The 26,734-nt window shown below is 73.9% G+C and carries 23 protein-coding genes; 19 read left to right on the forward strand and 4 right to left on the reverse strand.

The annotated features are described in order from the left end of the window. The first annotated feature begins 38 nt into the window (after positions 1–38). Genes ACU436_RS12810 through gcl form a run of 3 tightly spaced genes read left to right on the forward strand, consistent with a single transcriptional unit; the run spans position 39 to position 3,477 of the window. Positions 39–824, forward strand: a complete 786-nt coding sequence (locus ACU436_RS12810; protein WP_459024831.1) for a hydroxypyruvate isomerase family protein — start codon at positions 39–41, stop codon at positions 822–824. Further along, positions 821–1,702 (forward strand): 2-hydroxy-3-oxopropionate reductase, encoded by an 882-nt coding sequence (locus tag ACU436_RS12815; protein ID WP_459024832.1) that lies wholly within the window; start codon positions 821–823, stop codon positions 1,700–1,702. Before ACU436_RS12810 ends, ACU436_RS12815 begins: the two co-directional genes overlap by 4 nt. Beyond that, on the forward strand, positions 1,702–3,477 hold the full coding sequence (gene gcl, locus ACU436_RS12820) for a glyoxylate carboligase (protein ID WP_459024834.1): 1,776 nt from the start codon (positions 1,702–1,704) through the stop codon (positions 3,475–3,477). The genes ACU436_RS12815 and gcl overlap by 1 nt, the downstream gene beginning before the upstream one ends. A gap of 314 nt (positions 3,478–3,791) precedes the next feature. Here the strand turns inward: gcl and ACU436_RS12825 are convergent, their stop codons facing one another. Together ACU436_RS12825 and ACU436_RS12830 are read right to left on the reverse strand one after the other, a co-directional pair. Continuing rightward, a complete protein-coding gene (locus ACU436_RS12825; RefSeq protein WP_459024836.1) occupies positions 3,792–6,236 on the reverse strand; it encodes a putative bifunctional diguanylate cyclase/phosphodiesterase in 2,445 nt (814 codons plus the stop codon). Between the two features lie 197 nt (positions 6,237–6,433). Then, positions 6,434–7,654 (reverse strand): ROK family protein, encoded by a 1,221-nt coding sequence (locus ACU436_RS12830; protein ID WP_459024838.1) that lies wholly within the window; start codon positions 7,652–7,654, stop codon positions 6,434–6,436. A gap of 112 nt (positions 7,655–7,766) precedes the next feature. Between ACU436_RS12830 and ACU436_RS12835 the strand changes: the two genes are divergently transcribed. The 5 genes from ACU436_RS12835 (at position 7,767) to ACU436_RS12855 (ending at position 13,649) form a co-directional block, all read left to right on the forward strand. Continuing rightward, positions 7,767–9,269 carry a sugar ABC transporter ATP-binding protein gene (locus tag ACU436_RS12835; RefSeq protein WP_459024839.1) on the forward strand — a complete coding sequence of 501 codons (1,503 nt, stop codon included), beginning with the start codon at positions 7,767–7,769 and terminating at the stop codon, positions 9,267–9,269. Between the two features lie 64 nt (positions 9,270–9,333). Next, positions 9,334–10,386 carry an ABC transporter permease gene (locus ACU436_RS12840; protein ID WP_459024840.1) on the forward strand — a complete coding sequence of 351 codons (1,053 nt, stop codon included), beginning with the start codon at positions 9,334–9,336 and terminating at the stop codon, positions 10,384–10,386. 10 nt (positions 10,387–10,396) lie between these two features. Beyond that, on the forward strand, positions 10,397–11,464 hold the full coding sequence (locus ACU436_RS12845) for a substrate-binding domain-containing protein (RefSeq protein ID WP_459024842.1): 1,068 nt from the start codon (positions 10,397–10,399) through the stop codon (positions 11,462–11,464). Continuing rightward, positions 11,461–12,642, forward strand: coding sequence for a Gfo/Idh/MocA family protein (locus tag ACU436_RS12850; protein ID WP_459024844.1), 1,182 nt, complete (start codon positions 11,461–11,463; stop codon positions 12,640–12,642). Before ACU436_RS12845 ends, ACU436_RS12850 begins: the two co-directional genes overlap by 4 nt. After that, on the forward strand, positions 12,642–13,649 hold the full coding sequence (locus ACU436_RS12855) for a sugar phosphate isomerase/epimerase family protein (RefSeq protein ID WP_459024845.1): 1,008 nt from the start codon (positions 12,642–12,644) through the stop codon (positions 13,647–13,649). The genes ACU436_RS12850 and ACU436_RS12855 overlap by 1 nt, the downstream gene beginning before the upstream one ends. A gap of 246 nt (positions 13,650–13,895) precedes the next feature. Here the strand turns inward: ACU436_RS12855 and ACU436_RS12860 are convergent, their stop codons facing one another. Continuing rightward, complete coding sequence (locus ACU436_RS12860; protein ID WP_459024846.1) at positions 13,896–14,558, reverse strand: GAF domain-containing protein; 663 nt, start codon at positions 14,556–14,558, stop codon at positions 13,896–13,898. Between the two features lie 184 nt (positions 14,559–14,742). On the opposite strand from ACU436_RS12860, the gene ACU436_RS12865 reads away from it, so the two are divergent. The 11 genes from ACU436_RS12865 to ACU436_RS12915 all read left to right on the forward strand — a co-directional run bounded on the left by ACU436_RS12865 (position 14,743) and on the right by ACU436_RS12915 (position 24,597). Continuing rightward, complete coding sequence (locus tag ACU436_RS12865; protein WP_459024848.1) at positions 14,743–15,570, forward strand: SDR family oxidoreductase; 828 nt, start codon at positions 14,743–14,745, stop codon at positions 15,568–15,570. Positions 15,571–15,664: 94 nt separating this feature from the next. After that, positions 15,665–16,501 carry a mycofactocin-coupled SDR family oxidoreductase gene (locus ACU436_RS12870; protein ID WP_459024849.1) on the forward strand — a complete coding sequence of 279 codons (837 nt, stop codon included), beginning with the start codon at positions 15,665–15,667 and terminating at the stop codon, positions 16,499–16,501. A 13-nt stretch (positions 16,502–16,514) separates the two neighbouring features. Then, on the forward strand, positions 16,515–17,324 hold the full coding sequence (locus ACU436_RS12875; protein WP_459024851.1) for a mycofactocin-coupled SDR family oxidoreductase: 810 nt from the start codon (positions 16,515–16,517) through the stop codon (positions 17,322–17,324). After that, the gene (locus ACU436_RS12880; protein WP_459024854.1) at positions 17,321–18,211 is read left to right on the forward strand and encodes an AAA family ATPase; all 891 of its coding nucleotides are present in this window, start codon (positions 17,321–17,323) and stop codon (positions 18,209–18,211) included. The genes ACU436_RS12875 and ACU436_RS12880 overlap by 4 nt, the downstream gene beginning before the upstream one ends. A 128-nt stretch (positions 18,212–18,339) precedes the next feature. Next, a complete protein-coding gene (locus ACU436_RS12885; RefSeq protein WP_459024856.1) occupies positions 18,340–19,194 on the forward strand; it encodes a vWA domain-containing protein in 855 nt (284 codons plus the stop codon). Positions 19,195–19,306: 112 nt separating this feature from the next. Next, positions 19,307–20,383 (forward strand): sensor histidine kinase, encoded by a 1,077-nt coding sequence (locus ACU436_RS12890; RefSeq protein ID WP_459024858.1) that lies wholly within the window; start codon positions 19,307–19,309, stop codon positions 20,381–20,383. Then, positions 20,383–21,159, forward strand: a complete 777-nt coding sequence (locus ACU436_RS12895) for a LytR/AlgR family response regulator transcription factor (RefSeq protein ID WP_459024859.1) — start codon at positions 20,383–20,385, stop codon at positions 21,157–21,159. Before ACU436_RS12890 ends, ACU436_RS12895 begins: the two co-directional genes overlap by 1 nt. Before the next feature lie 40 nt (positions 21,160–21,199). Next, a complete protein-coding gene (locus tag ACU436_RS12900) occupies positions 21,200–21,586 on the forward strand; it encodes a hypothetical protein (protein WP_459024860.1) in 387 nt (128 codons plus the stop codon). Then, positions 21,583–23,247 carry a sodium/solute symporter gene (locus tag ACU436_RS12905; protein WP_459024862.1) on the forward strand — a complete coding sequence of 555 codons (1,665 nt, stop codon included), beginning with the start codon at positions 21,583–21,585 and terminating at the stop codon, positions 23,245–23,247. Before ACU436_RS12900 ends, ACU436_RS12905 begins: the two co-directional genes overlap by 4 nt. Positions 23,248–23,290: 43 nt before the next feature. Then, entirely contained in the window at positions 23,291–24,289 is a 999-nt protein-coding gene (locus tag ACU436_RS12910) for an RNA polymerase subunit sigma-70 (protein ID WP_459024864.1), read from the forward strand. Positions 24,290–24,300: 11 nt separating this feature from the next. Next, the gene (locus tag ACU436_RS12915) at positions 24,301–24,597 is read left to right on the forward strand and encodes a hypothetical protein (RefSeq protein ID WP_459024865.1); all 297 of its coding nucleotides are present in this window, start codon (positions 24,301–24,303) and stop codon (positions 24,595–24,597) included. Positions 24,598–24,608: 11 nt separating this feature from the next. Here ACU436_RS12915 and ACU436_RS12920 read toward each other — a convergent pair whose 3' ends face one another. Continuing rightward, positions 24,609–26,633, reverse strand: coding sequence for a hypothetical protein (locus ACU436_RS12920; RefSeq protein WP_459024867.1), 2,025 nt, complete (start codon positions 26,631–26,633; stop codon positions 24,609–24,611). Positions 26,634–26,734: the final 101 nt, after the last annotated feature.

Raw genomic sequence — 26,734 nt, forward strand, 5'->3', positions numbered from 1 at the left:
ACAGCAATGTGGCTTTCCTGAACTTGCCTGGAGGACACGTGACCACCCGCTACACCGTCAACTGCTCGATCCTCTTCACCGAGCTGCCCCTGCTCCACCGGCCCGCCGCCGCCTCGGCCGCCGGGTTCGACGCCGTCGAGTTCTGGTGGCCCTTCCCCTCGGCCGCGCCCGACGACGGCGAGGTCGACCGCTTCGTGCGCGCGATCGAGGACGCGGGCGTGCAGCTCACCGGGCTCAACCTGGCCGCGGGCGACATGCCGGGCGGGGATCGCGGGCTGGCCTCGTGGCCGGGACGCGAGGCCGAGTTCCGCGACAGCATCGACATCGCCGCGGCCATCGGCAAGCGCCTGGGCACGCGGGTGTTCAACGCGCTCTACGGCAATCGCGCCGACGGCGTCGACCCGCGCGACCAGGACGACCTCGCCGTGCAGAACCTCGCCCGCGCCGCCGCCCTGCTCGACGGCACGGTCGTGCTCGAGCCGCTGTCGGGCGCGGACCGCTACCCGCTGCGCACCGCCGCCGACGCCCTGGCCGTGGCCGACCGGGCGGGCGTGCCGAACGTCGCGCTGCTGGCCGACCTCTACCACCTCGCCGTCAACGGGGACGACGTCGCCGCCGTGATCCGCGACCACACCGCGCGGATCGGGCACGTCCAGATCGCCGACGCCCCCGGCCGCCACGAGCCCGGCACCGGCGAGATCCCCTTCGACGCGCACCTGTCCGCCCTCGCCGCGGCCGGCTACACCGGCTGGATCGGGCTGGAGTACGTGCCGTCGACCACCACCGACCAGTCCTTCGGCTGGCTGCAGGAGGAGAAGCAGTGACGACCATCGCCTTCATCGGGCTCGGAATCATGGGCGCCCCCATGGCCGGCCACCTGATCGACGCCGGCCACGACGTGGTCGGCCACAACCGCTCCCGGCCCGCGGTCGACGCGTTGGCGGAGCGCGGCGGGCGCGCCGCCGACAGCGTGGCCGACGCCGTGCGCGACGCCGCGGTCGTGATCACGATGGTGCCGGACAGCCCGGACGTCGAGCAGGTCGCGCTGGGGGACGACGGCATCTACGCCGCCGCGAAGCCCGGCACCCTGCACGTCGACTGCTCCACCATCCGCCCCGACGTCGCCCGCGCGGTCGCCACGGCCGGCAACGAGCGCGGCATCCGCGTGGTCGACGCCCCCGTCAGCGGCGGGGAGGCCGGCGCGAAGGAGGGCTCGCTCTCGATCATGGTCGGCGGCTCGGCCGAGGACGTGGAGGCGGCGCGGCCCTACCTCGACGTGGTGGGTGGCACCGTCGTGCACGTCGGGCCGGCCGGCGCGGGCCAGACCGTGAAGGCGGCCAACCAGCTGATCGTCGCGGGCAACATCCAGCTGCTCGCCGAGGCGCTGGTGTTCCTGGAGGCGCACGGCGTCGACACCGAGGCCGCCACCGAGGTGCTCGGCGGCGGGCTCGCCGGCAGCACCGTGCTGCAGCGCAAGGCCGCCGGCATGCGGGCCCGCGAGTTCGCGCCCGGCTTCCGCATCGACCTGCACCACAAGGACCTGGGCATCGTCACCGCCGCCGCCCGCGAGGCCGGCGTCACCATCCCGCTCGGGGCGCACGTGGCGCAGCTGGTCGGGGCGCTGCGCGCCATGGGCCACGGCGACCTCGACCACAGCGCGCTGCTGCTGCTCGTCGAGCGGCTGTCGGGAAGGAGTACGTGATGGCAGGCACGCCACGCATGCGGGCGGTCGACGCCGCCGTCGCGATCCTGCGCCGCGAGGGCGTCGCGCACCTGTTCGGGGTGCCGGGCGCCGCGATCAACCCGTTCTACGACGCCGTCCGCCGGGACGGCGGGCTGCAGCACGTCCTCGCGCGGCACGTCGAGGGCGCCGCGCACATGGCCGACGGCTACAGCCGCACGGCGGCCGGGAACATCGGCGTCTGCGTCGGCACGTCCGGGCCGGCGGGCACGGACATGATCACCGGCCTCTACGCCGCAGCGGCCGACTCCGTGCCGATGCTCGCGATCACCGGGCAGGCGCCGGTGGCTCGGCTGCACAAGGAGGACTTCCAGGCCGTCGACGTCGCCGCCATCGCCGCTCCCGTCGCCAAGTGGGTGGTCACCGTCCGCGAGCCTGGGCAGGTGCCCGGCGCGTTCGCCCAGGCCTTCCACCTGATGCGCTCGGGGCGGCCGGGGCCGGTGCTGATCGACCTGCCGCTGGACGTGCAGCAGGCCGAGATCGCCTTCGACGCCGAGACGTACGCCCCGCTGCCCGTGCACCGGCCGGCGGCCACCCGCGCCCAGGCCGAGAAGGTCCTGGACATGCTCGCCGCGGCGCAGCGGCCGCTGATCGTCGCGGGCGGCGGCATCGTCGGGGCGGACGCCTGCGCGGAGCTGGTGGAGCTGGCCGAGCTCCTCGACGTGCCGGTGGTGCCCACGCTCATGGGCTGGGGCGCGATCGGCGACGACCACCCGCTCATGGCCGGCATGGCGGGCCTGCAGACCGCGCACCGCTACGGCAACGCCACCCTGCTCGCGTCCGACCTCGTGCTGGGCATCGGCAACCGGTGGGCCAACCGGCACACCGGCGGGCTGGACGTCTACCGCGCGGGCCGCACGTTCGTGCACGTCGACATCGAGCCCACCCAGGTCGGGCGGGTGTTCGCGCCCGACTACGGCGTGGTGTCCGACGCGGGCGCGTTCCTGCGCGAGATGCTCGCCGCCGCCCGCGAGCGCGAGCTGCCGGGCCGCGCCGCGTGGGTCCGCGACTGCGCGCAGCGCAAGGGCACGATGCAGCGCCGCACGCACTTCGACGACATGCCGATCAAGCCGCAGCGGGTGTACGAGGAGTGCAACCGGGCGTTCGGGCCCGACACCCGCTACGTCACGACGATCGGCCTCTCCCAGATCGCGGCCGCGCAGTTCCTGCACGTCCAGCGGCCGCGGCACTGGATCAACGCGGGCCAGGCCGGCCCGCTCGGCTGGACCGCCCCCGCCGCGCTCGGGGTGCGCGCCGCCGACCCGGACGCGCTCGTCGTGGCCGTCTCCGGCGACTACGACTTCCAGTTCATGATCGAGGAGCTCGCGGTGGGCGCGCAGTTCAACCTGCCCTACCTGCACCTCGTCCTGAACAACTCCTACCTCGGGCTGATCCGCCAGGCGCAGCGGGCGTTCGACATGGACTACTGCGTGCAGCTCGGCTTCGACAACATCAACGCGCCCGGCCTGGGCAAGTACGGCGTGGACCACGTCGCGGTCGCCGAGGGGCTGGGCTGCAAGGCCCTGCGCGTGACCGACCCGCGGGAGCTCGCGGGTGTCTTCGCCAGGGCCCGGCAGCTGATGTCCGTGCACCGGGTGCCGGTGGTCGTCGAGGTCATCTGCGAGCGGGTCACGAACATCGCCATGGGCACCGAGATCGACGCCGTGCAGGAGTTCGAGGAGCTCGCCACGACCCGCGCCCACGCCCCGACCGCGACGGTCCCGCTGGACGCCTGAGCCGTTCCCGTACCGAGGAACGGCACGCCCGTCGGTGCCTGTCGAACGGCCGAGCACTTCGACATCGTGACGTGGAGTCGACATGATCATGAACTCCCGGGGCGTGATCGTTGCGGGATGCGGCTCAGCGCCCCGGACAGGGCGATCCGCCGCACTTCGGCCCGATCATGCGACCTTGATCGCTGCGAGACCACCCTGAACGCCCTGGTGAGGGCAGTCTCCAGCATCTCGGTTCGATCAAGGGCGCGCCGATCGGCGCGAGCCCCGATCCCCGGACTCCGACGAACGTGCCGCCCGTCGGATGCGGGTGGCGCTCACCCGGGTTCGGACACCGGGCGGAAGTAACGGCCGGCCGCGAGCCGGGTGTCGCTCGTGCGCATCCCGCGCAGGTGCGGGGCGAGGATCGGGAGGTCGGCGAGCACCGCCGGCGTGAGCTGGGCGCCGGTGGCGGGGCGGGCCACGAAGTGGCCCTGCACCAGGTCGCAGCCCTGGCGGCGCAGCTCGTGCAGCTGCCCGGCGCGCTCGACGCCCTCGGCCACGGTGCGCAGGCCCAGGTGGCGGGACAGCTCGAGCAGGCCGCGCAGGAACCAGCGCTGCTGCTCGTCGTGGTCGATGTGCGCCACGAAGCACCGGTCGATCTTCACGGTGTCCACGGGGGTGCGGGCGAGCCTGGACAGGGTGCTGTAGCCGGTGCCGAAGTCGTCGAGCGCGATCCGCACGCCGAGCTCGCGCAGCCGGTGCATCACGTCGACGGCGTTCTCGGGGCGGTTGTTCACGGCCGTCTCGGTCATCTCCAGCGCGAGCTGGCCGGGGGAGATGCCGTAGCGCCGCAGGACCCCCGCCACGCGGTCGGGCAGCCCGCTGTCGCCGAACTCGGTGGGGTCGACGTTCACCGCGATCCGCAGCCGCCGGTGCGCGAGCCCGGCGTTCCACAGGCCGAGCTGGGCCAGGCCCTGTTCCAGCATGAGCGCGGTCAGCTGGCCGGACAGACCGGCCGCCGTGCAGGCCGGGATGAACGTGGACGGCGGGACGGACTCGCCCTCGTGGGTCCAGCGGGCGAGCACCTCCATGGCGGAGATCCGCCCGGACACCGGGTCCACCACCGGCTGGTAGATGGCCTGCACGTCGCCCCGGTGCAGGGCGTCGGCGAACGCCTCGGGGAGTGGCGGGCGGACCCGGCGCACCGAGTGCCGCCCGTTGCGGCCCGTCGGTTCCCCGTCGAGCGCGGCGGTGTGGGCGGCGACGTCACCCTTCCCGGACGCCTTCACCGCGTACATCGCGACGTCGGCGCGGTGCACCAGGGTGGCGGCGCGGGTTGCGGCGTCGGTGCCGGTGTCCTGATCGGCCTCGACGGTGGCCACGCCGATGCTCGCCGACACCGCCACCGACCGGCCGTGCACGTGGAACGGGTCGCGCAGGGTGCCCAGCAGCCGCCGGGCGGCGGCCGTCGCGTCGTCGCCCTGTTCCACCAGCACGGCGAACTCGTCGCCGCCGAGGCGGGCGAGGGTGTCGGCGCTGCGCAGCGCCCCGCGCAGACGGTCGGCGACCGCGACGAGCAGCGCGTCGCCCGCCGCGTGCCCGAGCGTGTCGTTGACGGCCTTGAACCCGTCCAGGTCGACGAAGGCCACGGAGACGGGCTGCCGGGTGCGTTCGGCCCGGCCGAGTGCGTGCTCGAGGCGGTCGAGGAACAGCGCCCGGTTCGCGAGGGCGGTGAGCGGGTCGTGGAAGGCGAGGTGGTGCAGCTCCACCTCGCGTTCGCGGATCGCGCGCGTGAGCTCCTGGTTCTCCCGCATCGTCACGTACTGGCGCACGAGGACGAGCAGCACGAGCGCCGCGATGCACGCCACCTCGACGCCGTCGAGGCCCACGCCGCCCGTGGCCTCGAGCGCGACGAGCACGGCGGCGGCCCCGAGCGGGAGGTAGGGCAGCAGCCCGGCGCGGACGGACTCGCGGGGCGCGGGCGCGCTGCGGAGCTCGGTGGGCCGGCCGCCCGGCACGAGCGTGCCGGCGATCCCGAGCAGGCAGAACGCGATCCGCCATCCCCAGTCGACGACCGACCCGCTGCCGTAGGCGCCCACCGCCGCCTGGTAGGCGAACGCCGTGTCGGAGGCCGCCATCGCGAGCACGGCCGCGCCGAGCAGGCCCCAGCGCAGCGGCGAGTCGCGGGTCTGGGCGAGCGTGAGGACCGTGACGGTCAGCAGGACGGCGTCCGCGACGGGGTAGGCGATCGCCATCGCGGCGTGCGTCAGGTCGCCGGAGGTGCCGATCACGGGGTCGAGCACGGTGACCCAGGCGACCAGCCCCACCGCACAACCGATGAGGAGCGCGTCGAGCACGCGCCGTGGCGTCGCGAGGCCGGAGGCGGCCGGGGCGAGGAAGGCCAGCCCCACCAGCGCGGCGGCCGGGAAGCCCAGGAAGCCGACGTCGGCCAGGGACGGGTACGGCGTGGGAACCCCGAGCAGCTCCTCGTACCCGGCCCACACCGCCTGCCCGGCCGCCCACGACCAGCACGCCACGGCGAGCGCGCCCCAGCCGCGGCGGATCCGCCCGTGGCTGCGCCGGGCCGCGCCGATGCAGCAGACGCCCGCCGCCGCGGCGAGCGCGAACACCCCGAGACCGGCCACCAGCCGCCGCGCGTCGCCGTCGAGCACCACGCCGAGCCCGCCGAGCGCCAGCAGCGCCACGGCGGCCGCCGCGGCCGCGGCCGCGCCACGGGGGCGGCCCTCCGCGCTCGCCAGCGGGATCGACGTGAGCCTCATCGACGTCCGTTTCCGTCCGGGTTCCGTGACCAGTAAAGATGCCTGTTCCCCGGCTAGTGAATCCGGCCCGCTGCCGCTCGCGTCACCGGGGTCCCCTTATTCACCCGATCCCGTGACGCCGGCCGGCCCGCCGCCACCACGCTCAGGGCTCGGCGCTTCGCGCAGGCACTGTGACATTGATTCGCTCGCAAGCTCGCTCAGCGCGCGAGGAGCAGCTCGATCGACTCCGTCGACAGCACGCGCTCGATCCCCAGCACGGCGGCGCCCGCGAGCCCCGCGTACTCGCCGAGCACGCTGTTGGTGAGCACCAGGTTGCGGGTGGCGAGCGGCAGGGCGCGCTGGTAGGCGACGCTGCGCACGCCGGCCAGCAGCTCGTCGCTGGCCGCGGAGAGGCCGCCGCCGATCGTCACGCGGGCCGGGTTGTAGAAGTGCACCAGCGTGGCGACGAGCTCGCCGATCAGCGCGGCGGCCTCCCGCACGGCCGCGGCGGCGGCGGGGTCCCCGCGCGCGAGCAGGGCCCGGACCTGCGCGGTCGGGATCGGCGGGCCGGGCGCCCCGAGCCGGCGTGCGATCGCACCGGCCGACGCGACGGCCTCGATGCAGCCCACGTTCCCGCACACGCAGGCGTCGTCGGGGGCGCCGCGCACCCGGACGTGTCCGATGTCGCCCGCCGCGCCGTCGGCGCCGTGGTGCAGCACCCCTTCCCGGCTCACGAGGCCTCCACCGATGCCCGTGCCGACCTTCACGAAGAGCAACGGGACCTGGTCGGCGGGCAGCGCCCTGGCCTCCCCGAGCGCGCGGAGGTTGACGTCGTTCTCCAGCACCGCGGGGCAGTCGAAGGTCTGCGAGAGCCGGGTGGCCACCGGGTAGGCGTGCCATCCGGGCATGATCGGTGGCCGGACCGGCACGCCGCGGGTGCCGTCCACCGGACCGGGCAGCCCGATCACGACCGCGCGCACCGGGACGCCGTCCGCAACCGTGGTCCGCAACCGGGTGAGCTGGCTCTCCACCGTTCGGAGCACCGTGTCCGGACCGTCGTTCATGTCGATGTCGACCTCGGTGCGGGCGAGCATCCGCTGGCTGAGGTCGACGAGCGCGAGGTGGGCGCTGCTGGCGCCGACGTCGGCGAGCAGTACGTGGCCGCCGCGCGGCGAGAGCGCCAGCCGGTCGGCCGGTCGTCCCCGGCCGACGGTCGGGCGGGTGCCGTCGATCTGCAGCAACCCGCGGGCGAGCAGCTCGTCCACGGCCGTGCTGACGGTGGTGCGCGCCAGCCCGGCCGCGGGCACGAGGTCGGCCTTGCTCACGGCGGCTCCGGAGGCGACGAGCCGGGCCACGGTGCTCAGCGTGACCGCGGCGTCGATTCGTCCGGTTCGTGCCGCGGACAGCCGCAGGGGCGGCAGCGGGGACGGTTGCAGCATCACAGCCCGATATCGACGGAAAACTCACGGAAAGAGGCATTATTCCGTCGTTGTACGGCACTGGTCAATGCTCCTAGGTTCCCCGGCTGGGGGCCTTGACCAAGGTGGGGAGATGACTGGAGAGCCGCTGCTCGCGATGCGGGGCATCGTCAAGCAGTTCCCGGGCGTGCGGGCCCTCGACGGCGTCGACCTGGACGTCGCCGCGGGCGAGGTGCACTGCCTGCTGGGACAGAACGGCGCGGGCAAGTCCACGCTCATCAAGGTGCTGGCCGGGGCCCACCGGCCGGACGCCGGCGAGATCGAGTGGGCGGGGCGGCAGGTGGCGTTCGCGGCGCCCCAGGCGGCCGACGCCGCCGGCATCGCGACCATCTACCAGGAGCTGGACCTGGTGCCGGGCCTGTCGGTCGCGGAGAACATCGTGCTCGGCCACGAGCCGTCCCGGCTGGGGTTCAGCCGGCTGCGCGCCGCCGAGGACACCGCGCGGGTGCTCCTGCGCAGGCTCGGGCACCCCGAGATCCCGCCGCGGCGCGAGCTGGGCCGGCTCTCGGCCGCCGGGCAGCAGGTCGTGAGCATGGCACGGGCGCTGGCCCGCGACGCGCGGATGATCGTGATGGACGAGCCGTCGGCGGTGCTCGACCCGGAGGAGGTCCAGAACCTGTTCCGCGTCATCCGCGAGCTCACGGCCGACGGCGTCGCCGTCGTCTACATCTCCCACCGGCTCGAGGAGATCCGCGAGATCGGCGACCGCGTCACCGTGCTGAAGGACGGCCGCACGGTCGCCCGCAACCTCCCGGCCCGTGAGACGCCGACCGCGGAGGTCATCCGCCTGATGACCGGGCGGACGATCGAGTACGTCTTCCCGGAGCGGGCCGCACCCTCGGGCGAGATCGTGCTGGAGGTCGAGGGGCTCACGCGCGCCGGCGAGTTCGCGGACGTCTCGTTCACGGTGGCATCCGGCGAGGTCGTCGGGCTGGCCGGGCTGGTCGGATCGGGTCGCTCGGAGATCCTGGAGACCGTCTACGGGGCCCGCAAGGCCACGGCGGGCACCGTGCGCGTGCACGGGCGGCCCCTGCGGCCGGGGTCGGTGCCCACCGCCGTCCGGGCGGGCATGGGGCTCGCCCCGGAGGAGCGCAAGAGCCAGGGACTGCTGCTCGGGGAGCCGGTGTTCCGCAACGTCTCGCTGCCCGGGATGGGCCGGTTCGCCCGCGGCGGCTTCCTCGGCCCGCAGGCCGACCTGGACGCCGCGGCGGGCGTGACCGCTCAGCTCGACGTCCGGCCGACGGACCCCACCCGACCGGTCCGCACGCTGTCCGGCGGCAACCAGCAGAAGGTCGTGCTCGCGCGCTGGCTGCTGCAGGGGTGCACGGTGCTGCTGCTGGACGAGCCCACCCGCGGCGTGGACGTGGGTGCGCGCAGCGAGATCTACGCGCTGGTCCGCAGGCTCGCCGCGGAGGGGGCGGCGATCCTGCTGGTGTCCAGCGAGGTGCCCGAGGTGCTCGGGCTCGCCGACCGCGTGCTGGTCGTCGGGGAGGGCCGGGTCGTGCACGAGGCGCCCGCGGACGAGCTGGACGAGGGCCGCGTGCTCGACCTGGTGATGGAAGGGAGCAGGGCGTGATCGAGCTTGCGAGATCACCGTCGGACACGGGCACGGCGCTGACGAGCGTCAGCGAGGAGGCGTCGTGACCGAGCGGACGACGGGACAGGCCACGGTTCCCGCGGCCGACGAGCACGCGCGCGTGGAACGGGCCGCCCGGGATGCGGAGCCGGCCCGCTCGTCGTGGAGGGGGGTGCTCGACACCGGCGTCGGGCGCAACCTCGGGCTCGTCGCCGTGCTCGTGCTGCTGGGGATCGTCGGCGTCGCCACCGCCGACACGTTCCTCACGGTGCCGAACCTGCTGATCGTCCTGACCCAGGCGTCGATCATCGGCGTGATCACCGTGGGCGCCACGTTCGTGATCATCGGCGGCGGCATCGACCTGTCGGTCGGCAAGGTGATGGCGCTGTCGTCGGTCTGGGCCACCACGGTCGCGACCCAGTCCTACGGGCCGGCGGTGATGGTGTTCTGCGCGGTCGCCGTCGGGGTGGGCGCCGGCCTGGTCAACGGCCTGCTGATCGCCTACGGCCGGATCGTGCCGTTCATCGTCACCCTCGCGATGCTGATCTCGGCCCAGGGTCTCGCGGAGCAGATCTCCGGCCGGCGCAGCCAGATCGTCACCGACCCGGTGATCGCCGGCATCGCGAGCACGCGGCTGCTCGGCATCCCGCTGCTGGTCTACATCTTCGCGGCCGTGGTGGCCGTCGGCTGGGTCGTGCTCAACCGCACGACGTTCGGCCGGCGCACGTTCGCCATCGGCGGCAACTCGGAGGCCGCACGCCTGGCCGGTCTGGACGTCAAGCGGCACACGGTGCTGCTCTACGTGGTCTCCGGGCTGTGCTGCGGCATCGCCGCGATCATGATCGCCTCGCTGACCACGACCGGGTCCAGCACGCACGGCACGCTCTACGAGCTCGACGCGATCGCCGCGGTGATCATCGGCGGCACCCTGCTCTCCGGCGGCCGCGGCACGCTGATCGGCTCGATCCTCGGCGTGCTCGTGTTCACGACGATCACCAACCTGTTCGTGCTCAACAACCTCGAGACCGACGTCCAGAACATCGCGAAGGGCGCGATCATCGTCGTCGCCGTGCTGATCCAGGCCCGAGCCCAGCGCTCGTCGGTTTCTTCCACCTGAGGAGATGAAGATGTCCGATCCCACCCGGGGCCTGCACCGTCGCAGGTTCCTCACCGGCGCGCTCGGCGTCGGAGCCGGCGCGGCCCTCACGGCGTGCACGAGCAACGAGGCCGCGGCCCCGGCAGGTGGCGCCCCGGTGGCCCCGGCGCCCGCCGGGGGCGAGGCCGCGGCGCCCGGCACCCCCGTCACCATCGGCTTCTCCGCCCCGGCGGCCGACCACGGCTGGATCGCCGCCATCGCGAACAACGCGCAGGCGCAGGCGGAGCAGTTCACCGACGTCACGTTCGAGCCGGTGAACCCCACCAACGACATCGCCCAGCAGATCGCGGCGGTGGAGACGCTGATCAACCGCGGCGTGGACGTGCTGGTGATCCTGCCCAACGACGGCAGCCAGCTCACCCGGGTGGGGCAGCAGGCGATGGACGCCGGCATCCCGGTGGTCAACCTGGACCGGATCTTCGACTCGCCGCTCGCGTACCGGACGTGGGTCGGGGGCGACAACTACGGCATGGGCGTGAGCGCGGGCCACTACATCGGCGGGCGGCTGCGCGACGCGGGCGTCGCGAACCCGATCATCGCCGAGATCGCCGGCATCGACAGCCTGCCGCTCACCCAGGAGCGCACCCGCGGCTTCAACGACGCGCTGGCCACCTACGGCTTCGCCGTGGGCCCACGCCAGGCGGCGGACTTCACGGCGCAGGGCGGGCAGGAGGTCACCGCCAACCTGCTGCAGGCGGCACCCCGGCTGGACGCCATGTGGAACCAGGACGACGACCAGGGCATCGGCGTGCTCGCCGCGATCAACCAGGCCGGCCGCAACGAGTTCTTCATGGTCGGCGGGGCCGGGTCGGCCAACGCGATGCGCGAGATCCAGGCCGACACCAGCGTGCTCGAGGCGACCGTGACCTACAGCCCGTCGATGGCGTCGTCGGCCGTTGCGCTGGCGCGGCTCGTGGCGCAGGGTCGGGGCATGAGCGATCTTGCCGAACAGGAGGTGCCGGCGTCGATCACGCTGGCGTCGGTGATCATCACCAAGGAGAACGTGGCCACCTACCTGCCACTCGGTTTCGAGTCATGACCGAAAGCAAGACGCTCGGGGTCGGGATGGTGGGCTACGCCTTCATGGGCGCGGCCCACTCCCAGGCCTGGCGCACCGCGGGGCGGTTCTTCGACCTCCCGTTGCAGCCGGACATGGCGGTGCTCAGCGGCCGCAACCCCGAGGCCACCACGGCCGCCGCGCAGCGGATGGGGTGGCGGCACACCGAGACCGACTGGAAGGCGCTGCTCGGCCGCGACGACGTGCAGCTGATCGACGTCTGCACACCGGGCGACACGCACGCCGAGATCGCGATCGCGGCCCTCGAAGCCGGCAAGCACGTGCTGTGCGAGAAGCCGCTCGCCAACACCGTCGACGAGGCGAAGGCGATGGTCACCGCGGCGGAGAAGGCGCGCGCGCAGGGCGTGCGCAGCATGGTGGCGTTCAACTACCGGCGGGTGCCCGCGGTGGCGCTCGCCCGTCGCCTCGTGGAGCAGGGCCGGATCGGCCAGATCCGCCACGTCCGCGCCGTCTACCTGCAGGACTGGATCACCGACCCGGAGTTCCCGCTGGTCTGGCGGCTGCAGAAGGACAAGGCCGGCTCCGGCGCGCTCGGTGACATCGGGGCGCACATCGTCGACATGGCGCAGTTCGTCACCGGCGACCGCCTGAGCGGCGTCTCCGCGCTCACCGAGACGTTCATCAAGGAACGGCCGCTCCCGGAGGCGTCCAGCGGGCTGTCGGCGTCCGGTTCGACGGAGCGCGGCGAGGTGACCGTCGACGACACGGCGCTCTTCCTCGGCCGGTTCGGCGGTGGCGCGGTCGCAACGTTCGAGGCCACCCGGTTCGCCACCGGCCGCAAGAACGCGCTGCGCCTGGAGATCAACGGCAGCGGGGGATCGCTGGCGTTCGACTTCGAGTCGATGAACGAGCTGTCGTTCTACGACGCGGAGGAGGACGCCGAGACCGCCGGCTTCCGCCGGATCTACGTCACCGAACCGACCCACCCCTACGTCGGCGCGTGGTGGCCGCCCGGCCACGGGCTCGGCTACGAGCACTCGTTCACCCACGAGGTCGTGGACCTGGTCCGCGACCTCGCCGCGGGCACCGACCCCACCCCGTCGTTCGCCGACGGCCTGCAGGTCCAGCAGGTGCTGGACGCCGTGGTCCGCTCGGCCGAGTCCGGCAGCGGCTGGGTCCCGATCGCAGGAGAGGCCTGATGGCACGACCGATCACGCTGTTCACCGGCCAGTGGGCCGACCTGCCCTTCGAGGAGGTCGCCCGGCTCGCCGGTGAGTGGGGCTACGACGGCCTGGAGATCGCCTGCTGGGGCGACCACTTCGACGTCCGGGCCGCCGTCGAGGACGACTCCTACATCCGGGGGCGCCGGGAGATCCTGGAGAAGCACGGCCTGGAGGTCTTCGCGATCTCCAACCACCTGAACGGCCAGGCGGTCTGCGACGACCCCATCGACGAGCGGCACCGCGGCATCGTGCACCCGCGCGTCTGGGGCGACGGCGACCCCGAGGGCGTGCGGCAGCGGGCCGCCGAGGAGATGGAGTACACGGCACGCGCCGCCGCGAAGCTCGGCGTGAACACCGTCGTCGGGTTCACCGGGTCGAAGATCTGGAAGACCGTCGCGATGTTCCCGCCGGTGCCCGAGTCGATGGTCGAGGACGGCTACGCCGACTTCGCCGCCCGCTGGAACCCGATCCTCGACGTGTTCGACGAGGTCGGCGTCCGCTTCGCCCACGAGGTCCACCCGTCGGAGATCGCATACGACTACTGGACGACGGTCGCCGCACTGGAGGCGATCGGGCACCGGGAGGCGTTCGGCCTCAACTGGGACCCGAGCCACTTCGTGTGGCAGGACCTCGACCCCGTCGGGTTCCTGTGGGACTTCAAGGACCGGATCTACCACGTCGACTGCAAGGACGCGAAGCGCCAGGTCGGCAACGGCCGCAACGGCCGCATGGGCAGCCACCTCCCGTGGGCCGACCCGCGGCGCGGCTGGGACTTCGTCTCCACCGGCCACGGCGACGTGCCGTGGGAGGCCTGCTTCCGGATGCTGAACACCATCGGCTACGACGGCCCCATCTCGGTCGAATGGGAGGACGCCGGCATGGACCGCCTGGTCGGTGCCCCCGACGCCCTGGAGTTCGTGAAGCGCACCGTGTTCGACGCGCCGGCGGCGGCCTTCGACGCGGCGTTCAGCAGCGGCTCGTAGCGGCGCGTTCGGCGCCACCGGAGGCCGGTCTCCGCGGGCATGATCGTTGCTTCGGTGCGAAGGCGGGCGAAATCGACACGAGAACGCGTCGAAGCGCCGATCATGAGGGCGTTGCGGCCAGGTGATCGCCGGGCAGGCCCGAGGCTCACACACCAACATCCGCGCTCACACACGAACTGCAGTCACTGTGCGGGCACCACAGTTGGTGTGTGAGCACCCGGCGGCCGGGGCGACCCGGGCGTAGGGCTACTGCGGGCGGCTGAGGGTCGCGATCGCATCCAGGCGCCGCTCCAGCTCGACGATCCGGCGCTCGTCGGCCACCAGCATGGCGAGGACGTCGCCGAAGGCCTCCACGGCGCGGACCTCGGGGGCGAGCAGCTCCCGGCGGCTCACGACGAACAGCACGCCGAGCGCGGCGCCGTCGCGGTGCACGGCGACCGCGACCCCGTGGCCGGTCGAGCGCGGCTCCGGGAACGCGGACTCGGCGGGGTCGAACAGGCACGGGCGCCGGTTGCCGAGGGCCCGCGCGACCGGCGCCGGCGGGGGAGCGGCCGAGAGTCGCTCGGCCAGCCAGCGCGGCACCCCGAACGCCGCCGCGAACCGCGGCTCCCCGGTGCGCAGGAGGTAGAGCCCCGCGCTGTCGGCCTCGAGCGCCTGTGCCAGCGGGCGGACGGCGGCGCGGGCGGCTGCGGCGACCGTGACCGCGTCCGCCGGCGCGGGCGGTTCCACCGGCGCTCCGGCGTCGCCCCAGGCGGAGGCACCGCCCGCCCGCTCCGCGTACCGGCGCAACTCGGCGGGGTCGTAGCGGCGATGCCCGCCGGGTGTGCGCAGCGCGGTCAGCAGGCCGGCCTCCTCGGCGGCCAGCAACGTGGTGCGGGAGAGCCCGAGCACCCGGCTCGCCTCGCTCACGCTCAGTCGCCGTTCGATCCCCACTCCACCTCCGATCCGTCCGAGTCGATCCGAGACGATTTGTGCCGTCACCCGATCGAGTGGTACACCTCACATGGCGGGCGGTCAACGGCGGCGTCCGCCTCCAATCTGTGTAGTTCCGGACAGTTCCGGACAGCTCCGCCGGTTTCGGCCGGGGGTGGCTGTGCTCGATCCGCGTGGCGCGGCCCTCCCCGACCTCACCGGGCAGGTCGCCCTGGTCACCGGCGCCGGCCGGGGCCAGGGCCGCTCCCACTGCCTGGCACTGGCCGAGTGCGGGGCCGACATCGCCGCCCTCGACGTGTGCGCCGACCTCGACGTCCCCGCCTACCCGCTCGCCACCCGGGCCGAGCTCGACGAGGTGGTGGCCGCGGTCGAGGGCATGGACCGCAGGGCGCTGCCGCTCGTGGCGGACGTGCGGGACGCCGCCGCCGTGCGGGCGTCCGTCGCGGCGGTCGAGGAGGCCTTCGGCCGGCTGGACGTGCTCGTCAACAACGCCGCGGTGGTGACGAGCGCGCCGTTCTGGGAGCTGTCCGAGGAGCAGTGGTCGGCCGTGGTGGACACCAACCTGTCCGGGGTCTGGCGCACCACCACCGCGGCGGCGGGGTTGCTGCGCCACTCGCCGCGCGGCCGGGTCGTGAACATCGCCTCCACCGGCGGCGTGCGGGCCGTGCCGGAGTTCGCGCACTACGTGGCGGCCAAGCACGGCGTCGTCGGGCTCACCAGGGCGATGGCGATCGAGCTGGCCGACGCGTTCGTCACGGTCAACGCGATCCTGCCCGGCGCCGTCGACTCGCCCATGCTCGCCGGGCTCGCCGACGAGCTCGGGCTCACCCCCGAAGACGTGCACAAGCGCTGGCTGCACGACCAGCTACTGGTGGAGGTGATCACCCCCGAGGAGATCACCGGGGCGCTGCTGTGGCTGCTCAGCGACTCGGCGAGGCACGTCACCGGTCACTGCCTCGCGGTCGACGGAGGCGCACTGGCCCGCTAGCAGATGCTCGAGGAGGAGCGATGAGTGAGCTTGCGAACGAATCATGTAACAGCGTCTGCGCGAAGCGCCGGCCGAGCGTCAGCGAGGCCGTGCGGTGAGTAGGTTCGACGGCAAGGTCGTGCTGGTCACCGGCGGTGCGCGCGGGCAGGGCCGCTCGCACGCGGTGCGGTTCGCCCAGGAGGGCGCGGACGTGGCGTTCTGCGACATCGCCTCGCAGCTCGACACGGTGCCCTACCCGATGTCGACGCCGGACGACCTGGCGGAGACCGTGCGCCTCGTCGAGGACCTCGACCGGCGCTGCGTCGCCGCGCGGGCCGACGTGCGCGACCGCGGGCAGGTCGACGCGTTCGCCGAGCAGGCGCGCACCGAGCTCGGACGCATCGACTTCCTGCTCGCCAACGCCGGGATCTTCACCTTCTCCACCGTGGCGGAGATGGACGACCGCACCTGGCAGCAGATGATCGACACCAACCTGACGGGGGTCTTCAACGCCATGCGGGCCGTCCTTCCCGCGATGATCGCGCAGGGGTACGGCCGGATCGTTGCCACCTCGTCGATGGCGGGGAAGACGGGTTCCGCCAACATCGCGCACTACTGCGCCGCGAAGTGGGGCGTGATCGGGCTGGTCAAGTCGGTGGCGAAGGAGGTCGCCGGGAACGGGGTCACGGTCAACGCCGTCTGCCCCACCGGCGTGGACACCACCATGATCCAGAACGAGGCCGCGTACCGGTTGTTCGTGCCCGATGCGCAGAACCCGACGCGCGAGGACGCCGCACCCGCCTTCCAGGGCCTCAACGCGATCCCCGTGCCGTGGGTGGAGCCGAGCGACATCTCGAACGCGATGGCGTTCCTGTGCTCCGACGAGGCCCGCTACATCACCGGCGAGACCATCGCGGTCGCCGCCGGGTCGAACGCCGCCAACGCCGGTTAGGGAGGAGAGGTTCATGGCAGGACGCCTGGAGGGCAAGGTCGCGCTGGTCTCGGGGGCCGCGCGGGGGCAGGGGCGGTCCCACGCGGTGCGGCTGGCGCAGGAGGGCGCGGACGTCATCGCGTTCGACGTGTGCAGCCAGATCGGCACCGTGCCGTACCCGATGGCCACGGCCGCGGACCTCGCGGAGACGGTCAAGCTGGTCGAGGACCTGGACCGGCGGATCGTCGCCCGCGAGGCCGACGTGCGCGACACCGCGGCCGTGCAGGCCGTGGTCGACGAGGGTGTGCGGGAGTTCGGCCGCCTCGACGTCGTGTCCGCCAACGCGGGCATCGTGACGTTCGCGGACAACGTCTGGTCGCTGACCGACGAGCAGTGGGACGACATGCTCGCCGTGAACCTCACCGGGGTGTGGAAGACGGTGCGCGCCGCGGTGCCGGCGATGATCGGGGCGGGCAACGGCGGCTGCATCGTGCTCACCAGCTCCACCGCGGGCGTGAAGGGCATGGCCGGGATCGGGCACTACGTGTCGGCGAAGCACGGGGTGGTGGGCTTGATGCGCACGCTCGCCGTGGAGCTCGCCGAGCACTCGATCCGCGTCAACACCGTGCACCCGACGGGCGTCAACACGCCGATGGTGGTCAACGACTTCACCGCGGAGTTCACGGCGAGCGACAGCGGCCAGAGCAACATGCAGAACCTGCTGCCGGTGGAGATGGTCGAGCCCGTGGACATCTCGAACGCCATCGTGTGGCTCGCCTCCGACGAGGCCCGCTACGTCACGGGGGTGTCGTTGCCGGTGGACGCCGGGATGCTGCAGAAGTGACTGCTGCCGCCCGCCGCGACGAGATCGCCGCAGGGGTCGTCGGCCGGCGCCGCGAGCTCGACCTCGTGCTGGCCGCCGTGTCGGCGGGCCGGGACATCCTCCTCGAAGGCCCGCCCGGCACGTCGAAGTCGACGATCCTGCGGGCGATCACGGCGAGCTGGGGCGTGCCGTTCGTCCTCGTCGAGGGCAACGCCGAGCTGACGCCGGCCCGGCTGGTGGGCCACCACAACCCGGCCCGGGTGCTGCGGGAGGACTACTCGGAGGACAACTTCGTGCCCGGGCCGCTGGTCTCGGCGATGCAGGCGGGTGGGTTCCTCTACATCGAGGAGCTCAACCGGGCGCCGGAGGACACCCTCAACGTGCTGCTCGCCGCGATGGCCGAGCGGGAGGTGGCGGTGCCGCGGGTCGGCACGATCGCGGCGCTGCCCACGTTCCGGGTGCTGGGGTCGATGAACCCGTTCGACGACGTCGGCACCGCGCGGATCTCCGACTCCGTGTACGACCGGTGGTGCCGGCTCGCCGTCGGCTACCAGGACGAGCCCGACGAGCGGGCCATCGTCGTGGCCCGCACCGGCAGCGCCGACGACACGCTCGTCGCCGACGCCGTGGCGATCACCCGGGCGACCCGCGGCCACCCGGAGCTGCGGCGCGGGTCCAGCGTGCGCGGGGCGATCGACCTCGTCGCGGTCGCGACCGAGCTCGCCGCGCTGGGCAGCTACGGGGGCGACCGGCCGCGCCTGGTGCTCGACGCCGCGCTGCTCGCGCTCTCCGCCCGCATCGCCGTGGACGAGACCGGTGACGCCACGCCGGAGGAGGTGATCACCCGGATCTGGGAGGACCATTTTTTCTCGCGCCCCGGCGTGCGGCGCCGGGTGTCCACCGGGTAGAGGTCGAGAACGCGGTCCGGCTGCCGGGAGCCGGGTCGCCGGCGCGGGGCCTCGCTCCGCTGCGGCGCCGACCCAAGGAGCTCACGGCGGCGCCCGCGCTGTTCCACTCCGGCGCGGGTACGCCCCTGGTGCGGCACGCGGCCGCCGAGCGGGGCGCCGGGGAGGCCACCGGGCCGGCCGGTGGCCAGGGCGTTCTCGTCACCGGCCAACCCGCGGCGCTGCGCGACATCGGGGAGCTGTTCGAGAACAGCGCCCCGGACCGGGAGGCCGCGGCGATGGCCCAGCGGATCGCACGGCGGCTCGCCCTGCGCCGCCGCCCCCGCGAACGCCGCGGCGAGCGCGGTGCGGGCCGGCTGGCGTCCGTGCCGTACCGGTACCGCAGCGACGACATCGACCTCGACCGCACCATCGAGGTGCTCACCGAACGCCCCGTGCCGGAGGACACGGACATCGTGGTGCGGGAGCGCATGCACGCCCGCCGCGACGTCGTGCTCGTCGTGGACGTGTCCGGCTCGATGAAGGGCGAGAAGGTGCGGGTGGCGGCGGCCACGGTGGCGGCCCTGTCGGAGGAGGTGGTCGCCCGCGGCGACCGGCTCGCCCTGGTGGCGTTCTGGTCCGACGCGGCGCTGCTCAAGCCGTTCGACGCGGACGTCCCGGCCGGGCGGCTGCTCGACCGGCTCTTGCGGATCCCCGCGCGCGGGCTGACGAACGTCGGTTTCGCGCTCGCGGTGGCCCACGCGGAGCTCGGCCGCTCGCCCGCCCGGCACCGCGCCGCCGTGCTGTTGTCCGACGCCGTGCACAACGCCGGACCCGACCCGAGGGCCGTCGCCCGCCGGTTCCCCCGGCTGCACGTCCTGCTCGAGACCGACGGTGAGCACGACGCCCCGCTCGCCGCGGACCTCGCCCGGCTCGGCCGCGGCCGCCTCGCGCCGGTGGCGACCCACCGCGACGTCGCACCCGCGCTCAACCGGCTGCTCGGATAGGTGCTTCCCGATCTCCCATATCGATTCCGTCCCGTCCTCGCTGCCGGCTGGTCCCGGTGGCCGGGGTGACCTAACGTCATCCTGTTCGACGGAGGCGGCGATGGTTTCGGCGATGGATTCAGCGGACGCGGACGCCCCGCCAGAGGAGCCCCGCCGCCGGTGGCGCCGGGGCCGGGGCGGTGCGGAGTCGATGGTCACCCTCGCAGAGGCGCGCCGGATCGCGTCCGCCGTCCGGGGCGGGCTCGGCGGCCCCGAAGCGGTCGCGGCGGCGCGCGGGCTGCGGCGGCTGCTCGAGGCGGACGCGGTCGGGCTCGGTGGCCTGAACGGTGTGCTCGTATGGGCGGGCCGCCCGCCCGAGGACGCCGCTGCCCTCGCCGACTCGGTACTGCGCGACGACGCCCGCGCGGCCTCCCGCGGGATCGTCGCGCTCCCGGTGCACGCGCGGGACGAGTTCGCCGGGGTGATCGTGGTGGCGGGGGCCGTGGCGCCCACGGCCGTGCGCGAGGCGGCGCTCTGGGTGGGGGAGTCGCTCGAGCGGGCCCGCCTGGAGGAGTCCGCGGCCGTCGCCGAGCAGGCCGAGCTGCGGGCGCTGCGCGCGGAGATCTCACCGCACTTCGTCTACAACAGCCTCACCGCGATCGCGTCCTTCGTGAAGTCCGACCCGGAGCGGGCCCGCGATCTCATGCTCGACTTCGCCGAGTACACCCGCCACAGCCTGGCCCGCCACGGCGACTACACCACCGTGGCGGGCGAGTTCCGGGCCATCGAGGCGTACCTGGCGCTGGCCAGGGCGGTGCTCGGGGAGCGGCTGAAGGTGCAGGTGCGCATCGCCCCGGAGATCCTGCCCGTCGCGCTGCCGTACCTGGCGCTCCAGCCGCTCGTGGAGAACGCCGTCCGCCACGGCGTCGAGCTGCCGGGCGGCAGCGGTCTGGTGCAGGTCAGTGGCGAGGCCGACGGCACCGAGTGCGTGATCGCGGTCGAGGACGACGGGCCCGGCATGGACCCGGAGTACGCGGCCGCGGTCCTGGCCGGTGAGGGCTCGCCGGGAAGCATGGGCCTGGTGAACGTCGACAGGAGGCTACGGACGGTGTTCGGACCGGGCTACGGTCTGGTGATCGAGACGGGGGACGGCGCGGGCACCCGGGTGCTGCTGCGGCTGCCGCGCTTCCAACCGGGGGTGGTGGTGTGATGACCCGCCGCATGCGGGTGCTCGCCGTCGACGACGTCGCACCGGCGCTGGCGGAGCTGTCCCGGATGCTGAGGGAGTCCCCGGACGTCGGGGAGGTGGCCGAGGCCGGCGACCCGATCACGGCGCTGCGCCTGATCCAGGCCGGCCCGCTCGACGCCGTGTTCCTGGACATCTCGATGCCCGGCATGAACGGGCTCGAGCTCGGGTCGCTGCTCGCCCGGATGACCGATCCCCCGGTGGTCGTCTTCGTCACCGCGTACGAGGAGCACGCCGCGTCGGCGTACGGGATCGGCGCCGTGGACTACCTGCTCAAGCCGGTGAGCGCGGAGCGCCTCGCCGCGGCGCTCGCCCGGGTGCGGCGCTTCGGCGCACCGGAGAGCACGCCCGCGCCGGCTCCCGTCGACGCGCTCGCCGCGGTGCCGGTCGAGCTCGCCGGGCGCACCCGCTTCGTGCGCCGCGACGACGTGCGCTTCGTCGAGGCCCACGGCGACTACGTGCGCCTGCACACCCCCTCCGGCGCGCACCTCGTGCGGATCCCCATCTCGCGGCTCGAGGAGCACTGGGAGCACGCCGGCTTCAGCCGCGTGCACCGCAGCTACCTGCTCGCCGTGCCGGCCGTCCGCGAGCTGCGCAGCGACCTGTCCGGCGGGCTGCTCGCCCACACCGACGTCGGCGACGTGCCGGTGAGCCGCCGGCACGCCCGCGAGCTGCGCGAGCACCTCCTCGAGGCCGCCACGCGGGGCGCGTTCGAGTCCCCCGACCAGCGGGCCCGATGAGGGCTGTGCCGACGAGGGCTGTGCCGATGAGGCGGCGGCGATGAAGCAGCGGCGTCGCGTCGCGGTGACGAGCCCGCAGACCCGCGTGGCGCTCGCCGGCAGGCGCAGCGGTACCCCCGCCGCACCACCGCACCTCGCCCCGGCCGATGCCGAGCGGGCCCGCCGCATCCACCACCGGCAGCTGCGCTACGCCCTCACGGTGCTGGGCCTGCTGTGGGCGCTGCTGCTGGGGCTGCCGGTCGTGCTCGCCGGTGCCCCCGCCCTCGACACCGTGCGGCTGGCCGGGATCCCCGTCTCCTGGCTCGCCGTCGCCGTGCTGCCGTTCCCGCTGATGGCGCTGCTCGCCGGGTGGCAGCTGCGCAAGGCCGAGCGGGCGGAACGGTCGACGACGCTGGCGGCGCCGGCCGGGCGCCGGGTGGCCCGGTGATCCTCGCGATCGTCCCGGTCCTGCTGCTCACACTGCTGATCGGCGCACGCGGGGTCGCGGCCATGCGCACGACATCGGACTTCCTGGTGGCGTCGCGCCGGATCTCCCCGACGGTCAACGCGGCCGCCGTGTCGGGCGAGTACCTGTCCGCGGCGTCGTTCCTCGGGATCGCCGGTCTCGTCGTCAAGGACGGCGTCGGCTCGCTCTGGTACGCCGTCGGCTTCGCCGCGGGCTACGTCGCGATGCTCGCGCTCGTGGCCGCCCCGATGCGCCGCACCGGCGCGCTCACCGTGCCCGACTTCGCCGAGGCCCGGCTCGGGTCGCCCGCCCTGCGCAAGCTGTCGGCGGTGGTCGTGCTGGTGATCGGCTGCCTCTACCTGGTGCCGCAGTTCACCGCGGCCGGCCAGGTGCTGGGCGTGGTGAGCGGCAGCCCGTACTGGGTGGGCGTGGTGATCGCCGGCGCCGCTGTCAGCGTCACGCTGGCGCTCGGCGGGATGCGCGCGGCCACGTACGTGCAGGCGTTCCAGTTCGTGCTGAAGCTCGCGCTGTTCATCGTGCCGGCGATCTGGCTGGTTCTGCACGTCGGCCCGGACACCCGGCGCGACGCGCTGACCCCGGTCGAGTTCACCCGGTTCGAGACGGCCACCCCCGTGCAGTTCCGGCTCGACACCACCCTCACGCTCACCGAGCCGACCGACGTGCGGGTGGCCGGCGGCACCGACGAGGTGCTCGCCCCGGGTGAGTACGCCGTCAAGGCCGGGCAGACCTGGGAGTTCGCCGCCGGGGCCGCGGTGCCGCACGTCGGCACCGGGCCACCGGGCGGCGCCACCTGGGCGCGGCCACTGCTCGACCCCGGCGGCCACCCGCTGCTCGCCACCTGGTCGGTGCTGGTGGCCACGGTGCTCGGCACGATGGGCCTGCCGCACATCCTGATCCGCTTCCACACCAGCCCGAACGGGCGGGGCGCCCGCCGCACGGCCGCGATCACCGTGGGGCTGCTGGGCGTCTTCTACCTGTTCCCGGCGGTGTACGGGCTGCTCGGTGCGGCGCTCCTGCCCGAGCTGTACCTCTCCGGCGGCACCGACACGGTGGTCGTCGCCCTCCCCGCCCGGGTGGACGGTGGGTTCGCGGGCACGCTGTTCACCGCCCTGCTGACCGCAGGGGCGTTCGCCGCGTTCCTCGCGACCTCCCTCGGACTGCTGCTCGCCGTCTCCGGCGCCCTGTCCCACGACCTGGTGGCGAGCCCGCTGCGCAGGCTGCGGTTCACGCCCATCGTCGCGGCGCTCGCGGTCGTCCTGCTCGCCCTCCCGGCGGCCCGCCTCGACGTCGGCGTGCTGGTGACCTCGGCGTTCGCGGTGGCCGCGTCCACGTTCTGCCCGCTGCTCGTGCTCGGCATCTGGTGGCCCCGGCTCACGGCCCGCGGCGCGATCGTCGGGATGGTCACGGGGCTGCTGGCGTCGGCGGGCGTGATCGGGATCGACCTGTTCCTGGGCGTGCCGCGGGGCCTCGCCGGGATCCTCCTCGGCCAGCCCGCGCTGTGGTCGGTGCCGCTCGCGTTCGCGACGATGGTGCTGGTCTCGCTGCGCGGCCGCCCACCCGCCTGGGCGTCGGCGGCGATGCTGCGGCTGCACCTGGACGAGACCGAGACCGGCCGCCGGTGAGAGTCGCGCGATGAGTTTCGGGGCCCCCGAGGGTCTCACTCTCATGACGGCAGCGACTGATGGCCACATCTCCGGCGCGGTGGCAGCGGCCCAGGCAGGCGACCAAGCGGCGTTCGCGGCGCTCGCCGAGCCGCACCGGCAGGAGCTCCACGTCCACTGCTACCGGATGCTGGGCTCGTTCACCGACGCCGAGGACATGGTGCAGGAGGCGCTGCTGCGGGCCTGGCGCCGCCGCGAGACCTACGCCGGCCGCTCGACGTTCCGCGCATGGCTGTACCGCATCGCCACCAACGCCTGCCTCGACCACCTGGAACGCCACCCGCGCCGCCCCGCTGCCGCCGGCGAGGTGACGTGGCTGCAACCGTTCCCGGACCGGCTGCTCGAGCAGGCGGCGCCGGACGCCGAGCCGGACGTCGCGGTCGTGGCGCGGGAGACGATCGAGCTGGCGTTCCTCGTCGCGGTGCAGCACCTGCCGCCGCGGCAGCGGGCGGTGCTGATGCTGCGGGACGTGCTCGGCTGGTCGGCCGCGGAGAGCGCCGCCGTCCTCGGATCCAGCGTCGCGTCCGTCAACAGCGCGCTGCAGCGGGCGCGGGCCACGCTGCGCGAGCACCTGCCGCGGCGCCGGTCGGAGTGGTCTGCGGCCTCCCACCCCAGCGACGAGGAACGCTCGGTCCTGCAGCGGTTCATGGACGCGTGCGAGCGCGCCGACATGCCCGCGCTCGCCTCCCTGCTTCGCGAGGACGCGGTCTTCTCGATGCCGCCGCAGCCCGAGGTGACGCGCGGCCGGGATGAGGTCCTCGAGCTCTGGGCCCCCGCACTCGCCGGAGTGTCCGAGCTCGGGACGCTCCTCCTGGTGCCGGTCTGGCTCAACCGCCAGCCCGCCGCGGCGAACTACGTGCGCCGGCCCGGCGACCCGACGTTCCGCGCACTGGCGGTGGACGTGCTGCGCGTCGAGGACGGGGTGATCACCGACGTCATGTCGTTCGAGCACACGGCGACGTTCCCCGTTTTCGACCTGCTCGACCTCCCGGCCACCCGGTAGCGGGAGGAGACGTGGACGCCGAGCCGATCACGTTCCTCGGCCGCCCGCTGGGGCCGTCGTTCCGGGCCCGCACCGTGACGATCCGCCCCGGCGCCACCCGGCCCTACGTGGAGGACGAGTGGCGGGACGCCCTGGTCGTCGTCGAGCTCGGGGCGGTCGTCGTGGAATGCCACGCCGGCGGGCGCAGGGCCTTCGGCACGGGCGACGTCCTCTGGCTCACCGGCATGGGGGTGCGTGCCGTGCACAACGAGGGCGGGGAGAGCGCGGTGCTGGTCGCGGTCTCGCGCCGGTCCGCCGACGAGCGCTGAGGGTGCTTCCACTAGAGCCGGGTGAAGGCGGTGACGACCGAGGTCAGGGACTTGGCGACGGACTTGACCGCGTCGCTGACGTGGGACAACGCGGAGCTGTCGGAGTCGCCGTCGCTGTCGTCCGAGTCCTTGTGCGAGTCCTTGTGCGAGTCCTTGTCCGAGTCCTTGGAGTCGGAGTCGTCCTTCTTGTCGCTGTCCTTCTTGTCGCTGTCCTTCTTGTCCGACTTGTCGTCCGACGAGGATTCGTCACTGGACTTCTCGTCACTGGACTTCTCGTCACTGGACTTCTCGTCACTGGACTTCTCGTCGCTGGACTTCTCGTCGCTGGACTTCTCGGAGTCGGACTTGTCCGAGTCGGAGTCGGACTTGTCGCTGTCGGCCTTGTCGCTGTCGGCCTTGTCGCTGTCGGCCTTGGTGGTGTCGGCCTTGGTGGTGTCGGCCTTGGTGGTGTCGGCCTTGGTGGTGTCGGCCTTGGTGGTGTCGGCCTTGGTGGTGTCGGCCTTGGTGGTGTCGGCCTTGGTGGTGTCGGCGGCGTCGCTGGTGGTGTCGGGCTTGGTGGAGTCGGACTTGGTGGAGTCCGGGGCGGGGGCGTCCGATCCGTCCGTAGCCGATTCGGCCGCGCCGGCGGCGGCCTGGGCGGCATCCTCGGCCTGCTCGGCAGCGTCGTCGGTGGGTGCAGCCTCGATCACCGGCGGAAGCGGGGGGACCGGGATGCCGAGGGTGGGGCCGCCGTCCTCCGCGGGCGTTTCCGGCCCGCCCTGGGCGGCCTCGTCCGCCGGAGCGTCGTCGGCCTGCTCGTCGTCCGCCGCCGGAGGGGTCTGCTCGTCCTCGGCCGGCGCTTCGTCCCCCGTGGTGCCGGGCTCGTCCGCCGTGCCGTCGCTCGGCTGGGAGGGTGACTCGTCGGTGCTGCCCGTCCCGTCGTCCGACTGCGTGCTCGGCTCGCCCTCGGAGTCGCTGGGCCCGGAGTCGCTGGGCCCGGAGTCGCTGGGCCCGGAGTCGGTCACAGTGCCGGATCCGGAGTCGGTGCCGGGGTCGGATCCGGAGTCGGTGCCGGGGTCGGATCCGGAGTCGGTGCCGGATCCGGCGGGCGGATCGGCCGGAGCCTGCGTACCGCCCTGCGGCTCGGCGGGGGATTGGCTGTCGCCGCCCTGCGCGGTGCTCGGGGTGCCGGCGGAGCCCGCGGTGGCGTTCTGGTCGGTGCCCGAGGGGCCGCCAGGCGCGGCGGCCCGGACATCGGCGTCGGGTGCGCCGGGCGCCGTGCCGGGCTCGTCGCCCGCCGACGGGCCGCGTTCGCCGCGCGGACCGGGCCCTTCGCCCTCGTCCTCGCCGTAGGCCGGTGGCGCGGCGAGGATGCGCTCGTCGGCCGGCCCTTGACGGTCCGGCTCGCGTGGTGCCTCGGGCTCGTTCGCCTCGGAGGGACGCCCCGGTCCGACCGTGTCGGCGAGCTGACGCTGCTCGCGGGCGAGGCCCTCGTGGCCCTCGTCCGGCCGCACCTGGGGCAGGCTCGCGGCGGCGGCATCGATCTGGCGCGCGGCCTCGTCGGAGCGGCCCGCACGCAGCGCCGCCCGCGCCTGCTGCAGGTGGTCGTTCACCGCCATCGCGGCCTCGACCGACCGCGCCCGCTCCGCGTAGAACACCTTCGAGACCGGCCAGAGGACGCTGCCCGGTTCGGCGTCGGAGGCGCCGACGGCCACCCCCGAGGTGGCGAGGGCGATGAGCGCGGCCGCGACCCCGAGCCGCCGCGCGTAGGGGGTCATGGTCGTGCGGTGCCGGCCGGGACGCAGCGCGGTGACGGAGGCACCGGCGGGCTGCGCGGGAGCGGGAACGTCGGCCTCGGCGGCGATGATGCCGGTGGTGGGCGCATCCGCGGAACCTGTGGCGAGGCCGGAGGCGATGGCCTCGGGCCGCACCTCGGCAACCCACGCGGCGAGCATCGCGACGAGCTCGTCCTCGGTGCCCCGGTCCGCGGCGGGCACGTCGCGCGGGGCGATCCGCCCCATGGCCAGGCGTTCGATGAACTCGTTGTCGGCGCGCAAAGCCGCGACATCGAGGGGATGCTCTGAGTCGTGGGACGGGGAGCCGCGGTTTTCGGCGCCGCCGCCGTCGGGGAGATCGTTCTCGTCTCCGAGCCGCACCC

It is taken from the genome of Pseudonocardia wallangbongensis, from assembly GCF_054486945.1.

What these genes read in the sequence shown, in the direction of transcription:
- gcl (WP_459024834.1), top strand. Translation starts at nt 1,702, where the DNA reads ATGGCAGGCACGCCACGCATGCGGGCGGTCGACGCCGCCGTCGCGATC.
- ACU436_RS12825 (WP_459024836.1), bottom strand. Translation starts at nt 6,236, where the DNA reads ATGAGGCTCACGTCGATCCCGCTGGCGAGCGCGGAGGGCCGCCCCCGT.
- ACU436_RS12855 (WP_459024845.1), top strand. Translation starts at nt 12,642, where the DNA reads ATGGCACGACCGATCACGCTGTTCACCGGCCAGTGGGCCGACCTGCCC.
- ACU436_RS12900 (WP_459024860.1), top strand. Translation starts at nt 21,200, where the DNA reads ATGAAGCAGCGGCGTCGCGTCGCGGTGACGAGCCCGCAGACCCGCGTG.
- ACU436_RS12890 (WP_459024858.1), top strand. Translation starts at nt 19,307, where the DNA reads ATGGATTCAGCGGACGCGGACGCCCCGCCAGAGGAGCCCCGCCGCCGG.
- ACU436_RS12835 (WP_459024839.1), top strand. Translation starts at nt 7,767, where the DNA reads ATGACTGGAGAGCCGCTGCTCGCGATGCGGGGCATCGTCAAGCAGTTC.
- ACU436_RS12845 (WP_459024842.1), top strand. Translation starts at nt 10,397, where the DNA reads ATGTCCGATCCCACCCGGGGCCTGCACCGTCGCAGGTTCCTCACCGGC.
- ACU436_RS12910 (WP_459024864.1), top strand. Translation starts at nt 23,291, where the DNA reads ATGACGGCAGCGACTGATGGCCACATCTCCGGCGCGGTGGCAGCGGCC.
- ACU436_RS12895 (WP_459024859.1), top strand. Translation starts at nt 20,383, where the DNA reads ATGACCCGCCGCATGCGGGTGCTCGCCGTCGACGACGTCGCACCGGCG.
- ACU436_RS12875 (WP_459024851.1), top strand. Translation starts at nt 16,515, where the DNA reads ATGGCAGGACGCCTGGAGGGCAAGGTCGCGCTGGTCTCGGGGGCCGCG.
- ACU436_RS12830 (WP_459024838.1), bottom strand. Translation starts at nt 7,654, where the DNA reads ATGCTGCAACCGTCCCCGCTGCCGCCCCTGCGGCTGTCCGCGGCACGA.
- ACU436_RS12850 (WP_459024844.1), top strand. Translation starts at nt 11,461, where the DNA reads ATGACCGAAAGCAAGACGCTCGGGGTCGGGATGGTGGGCTACGCCTTC.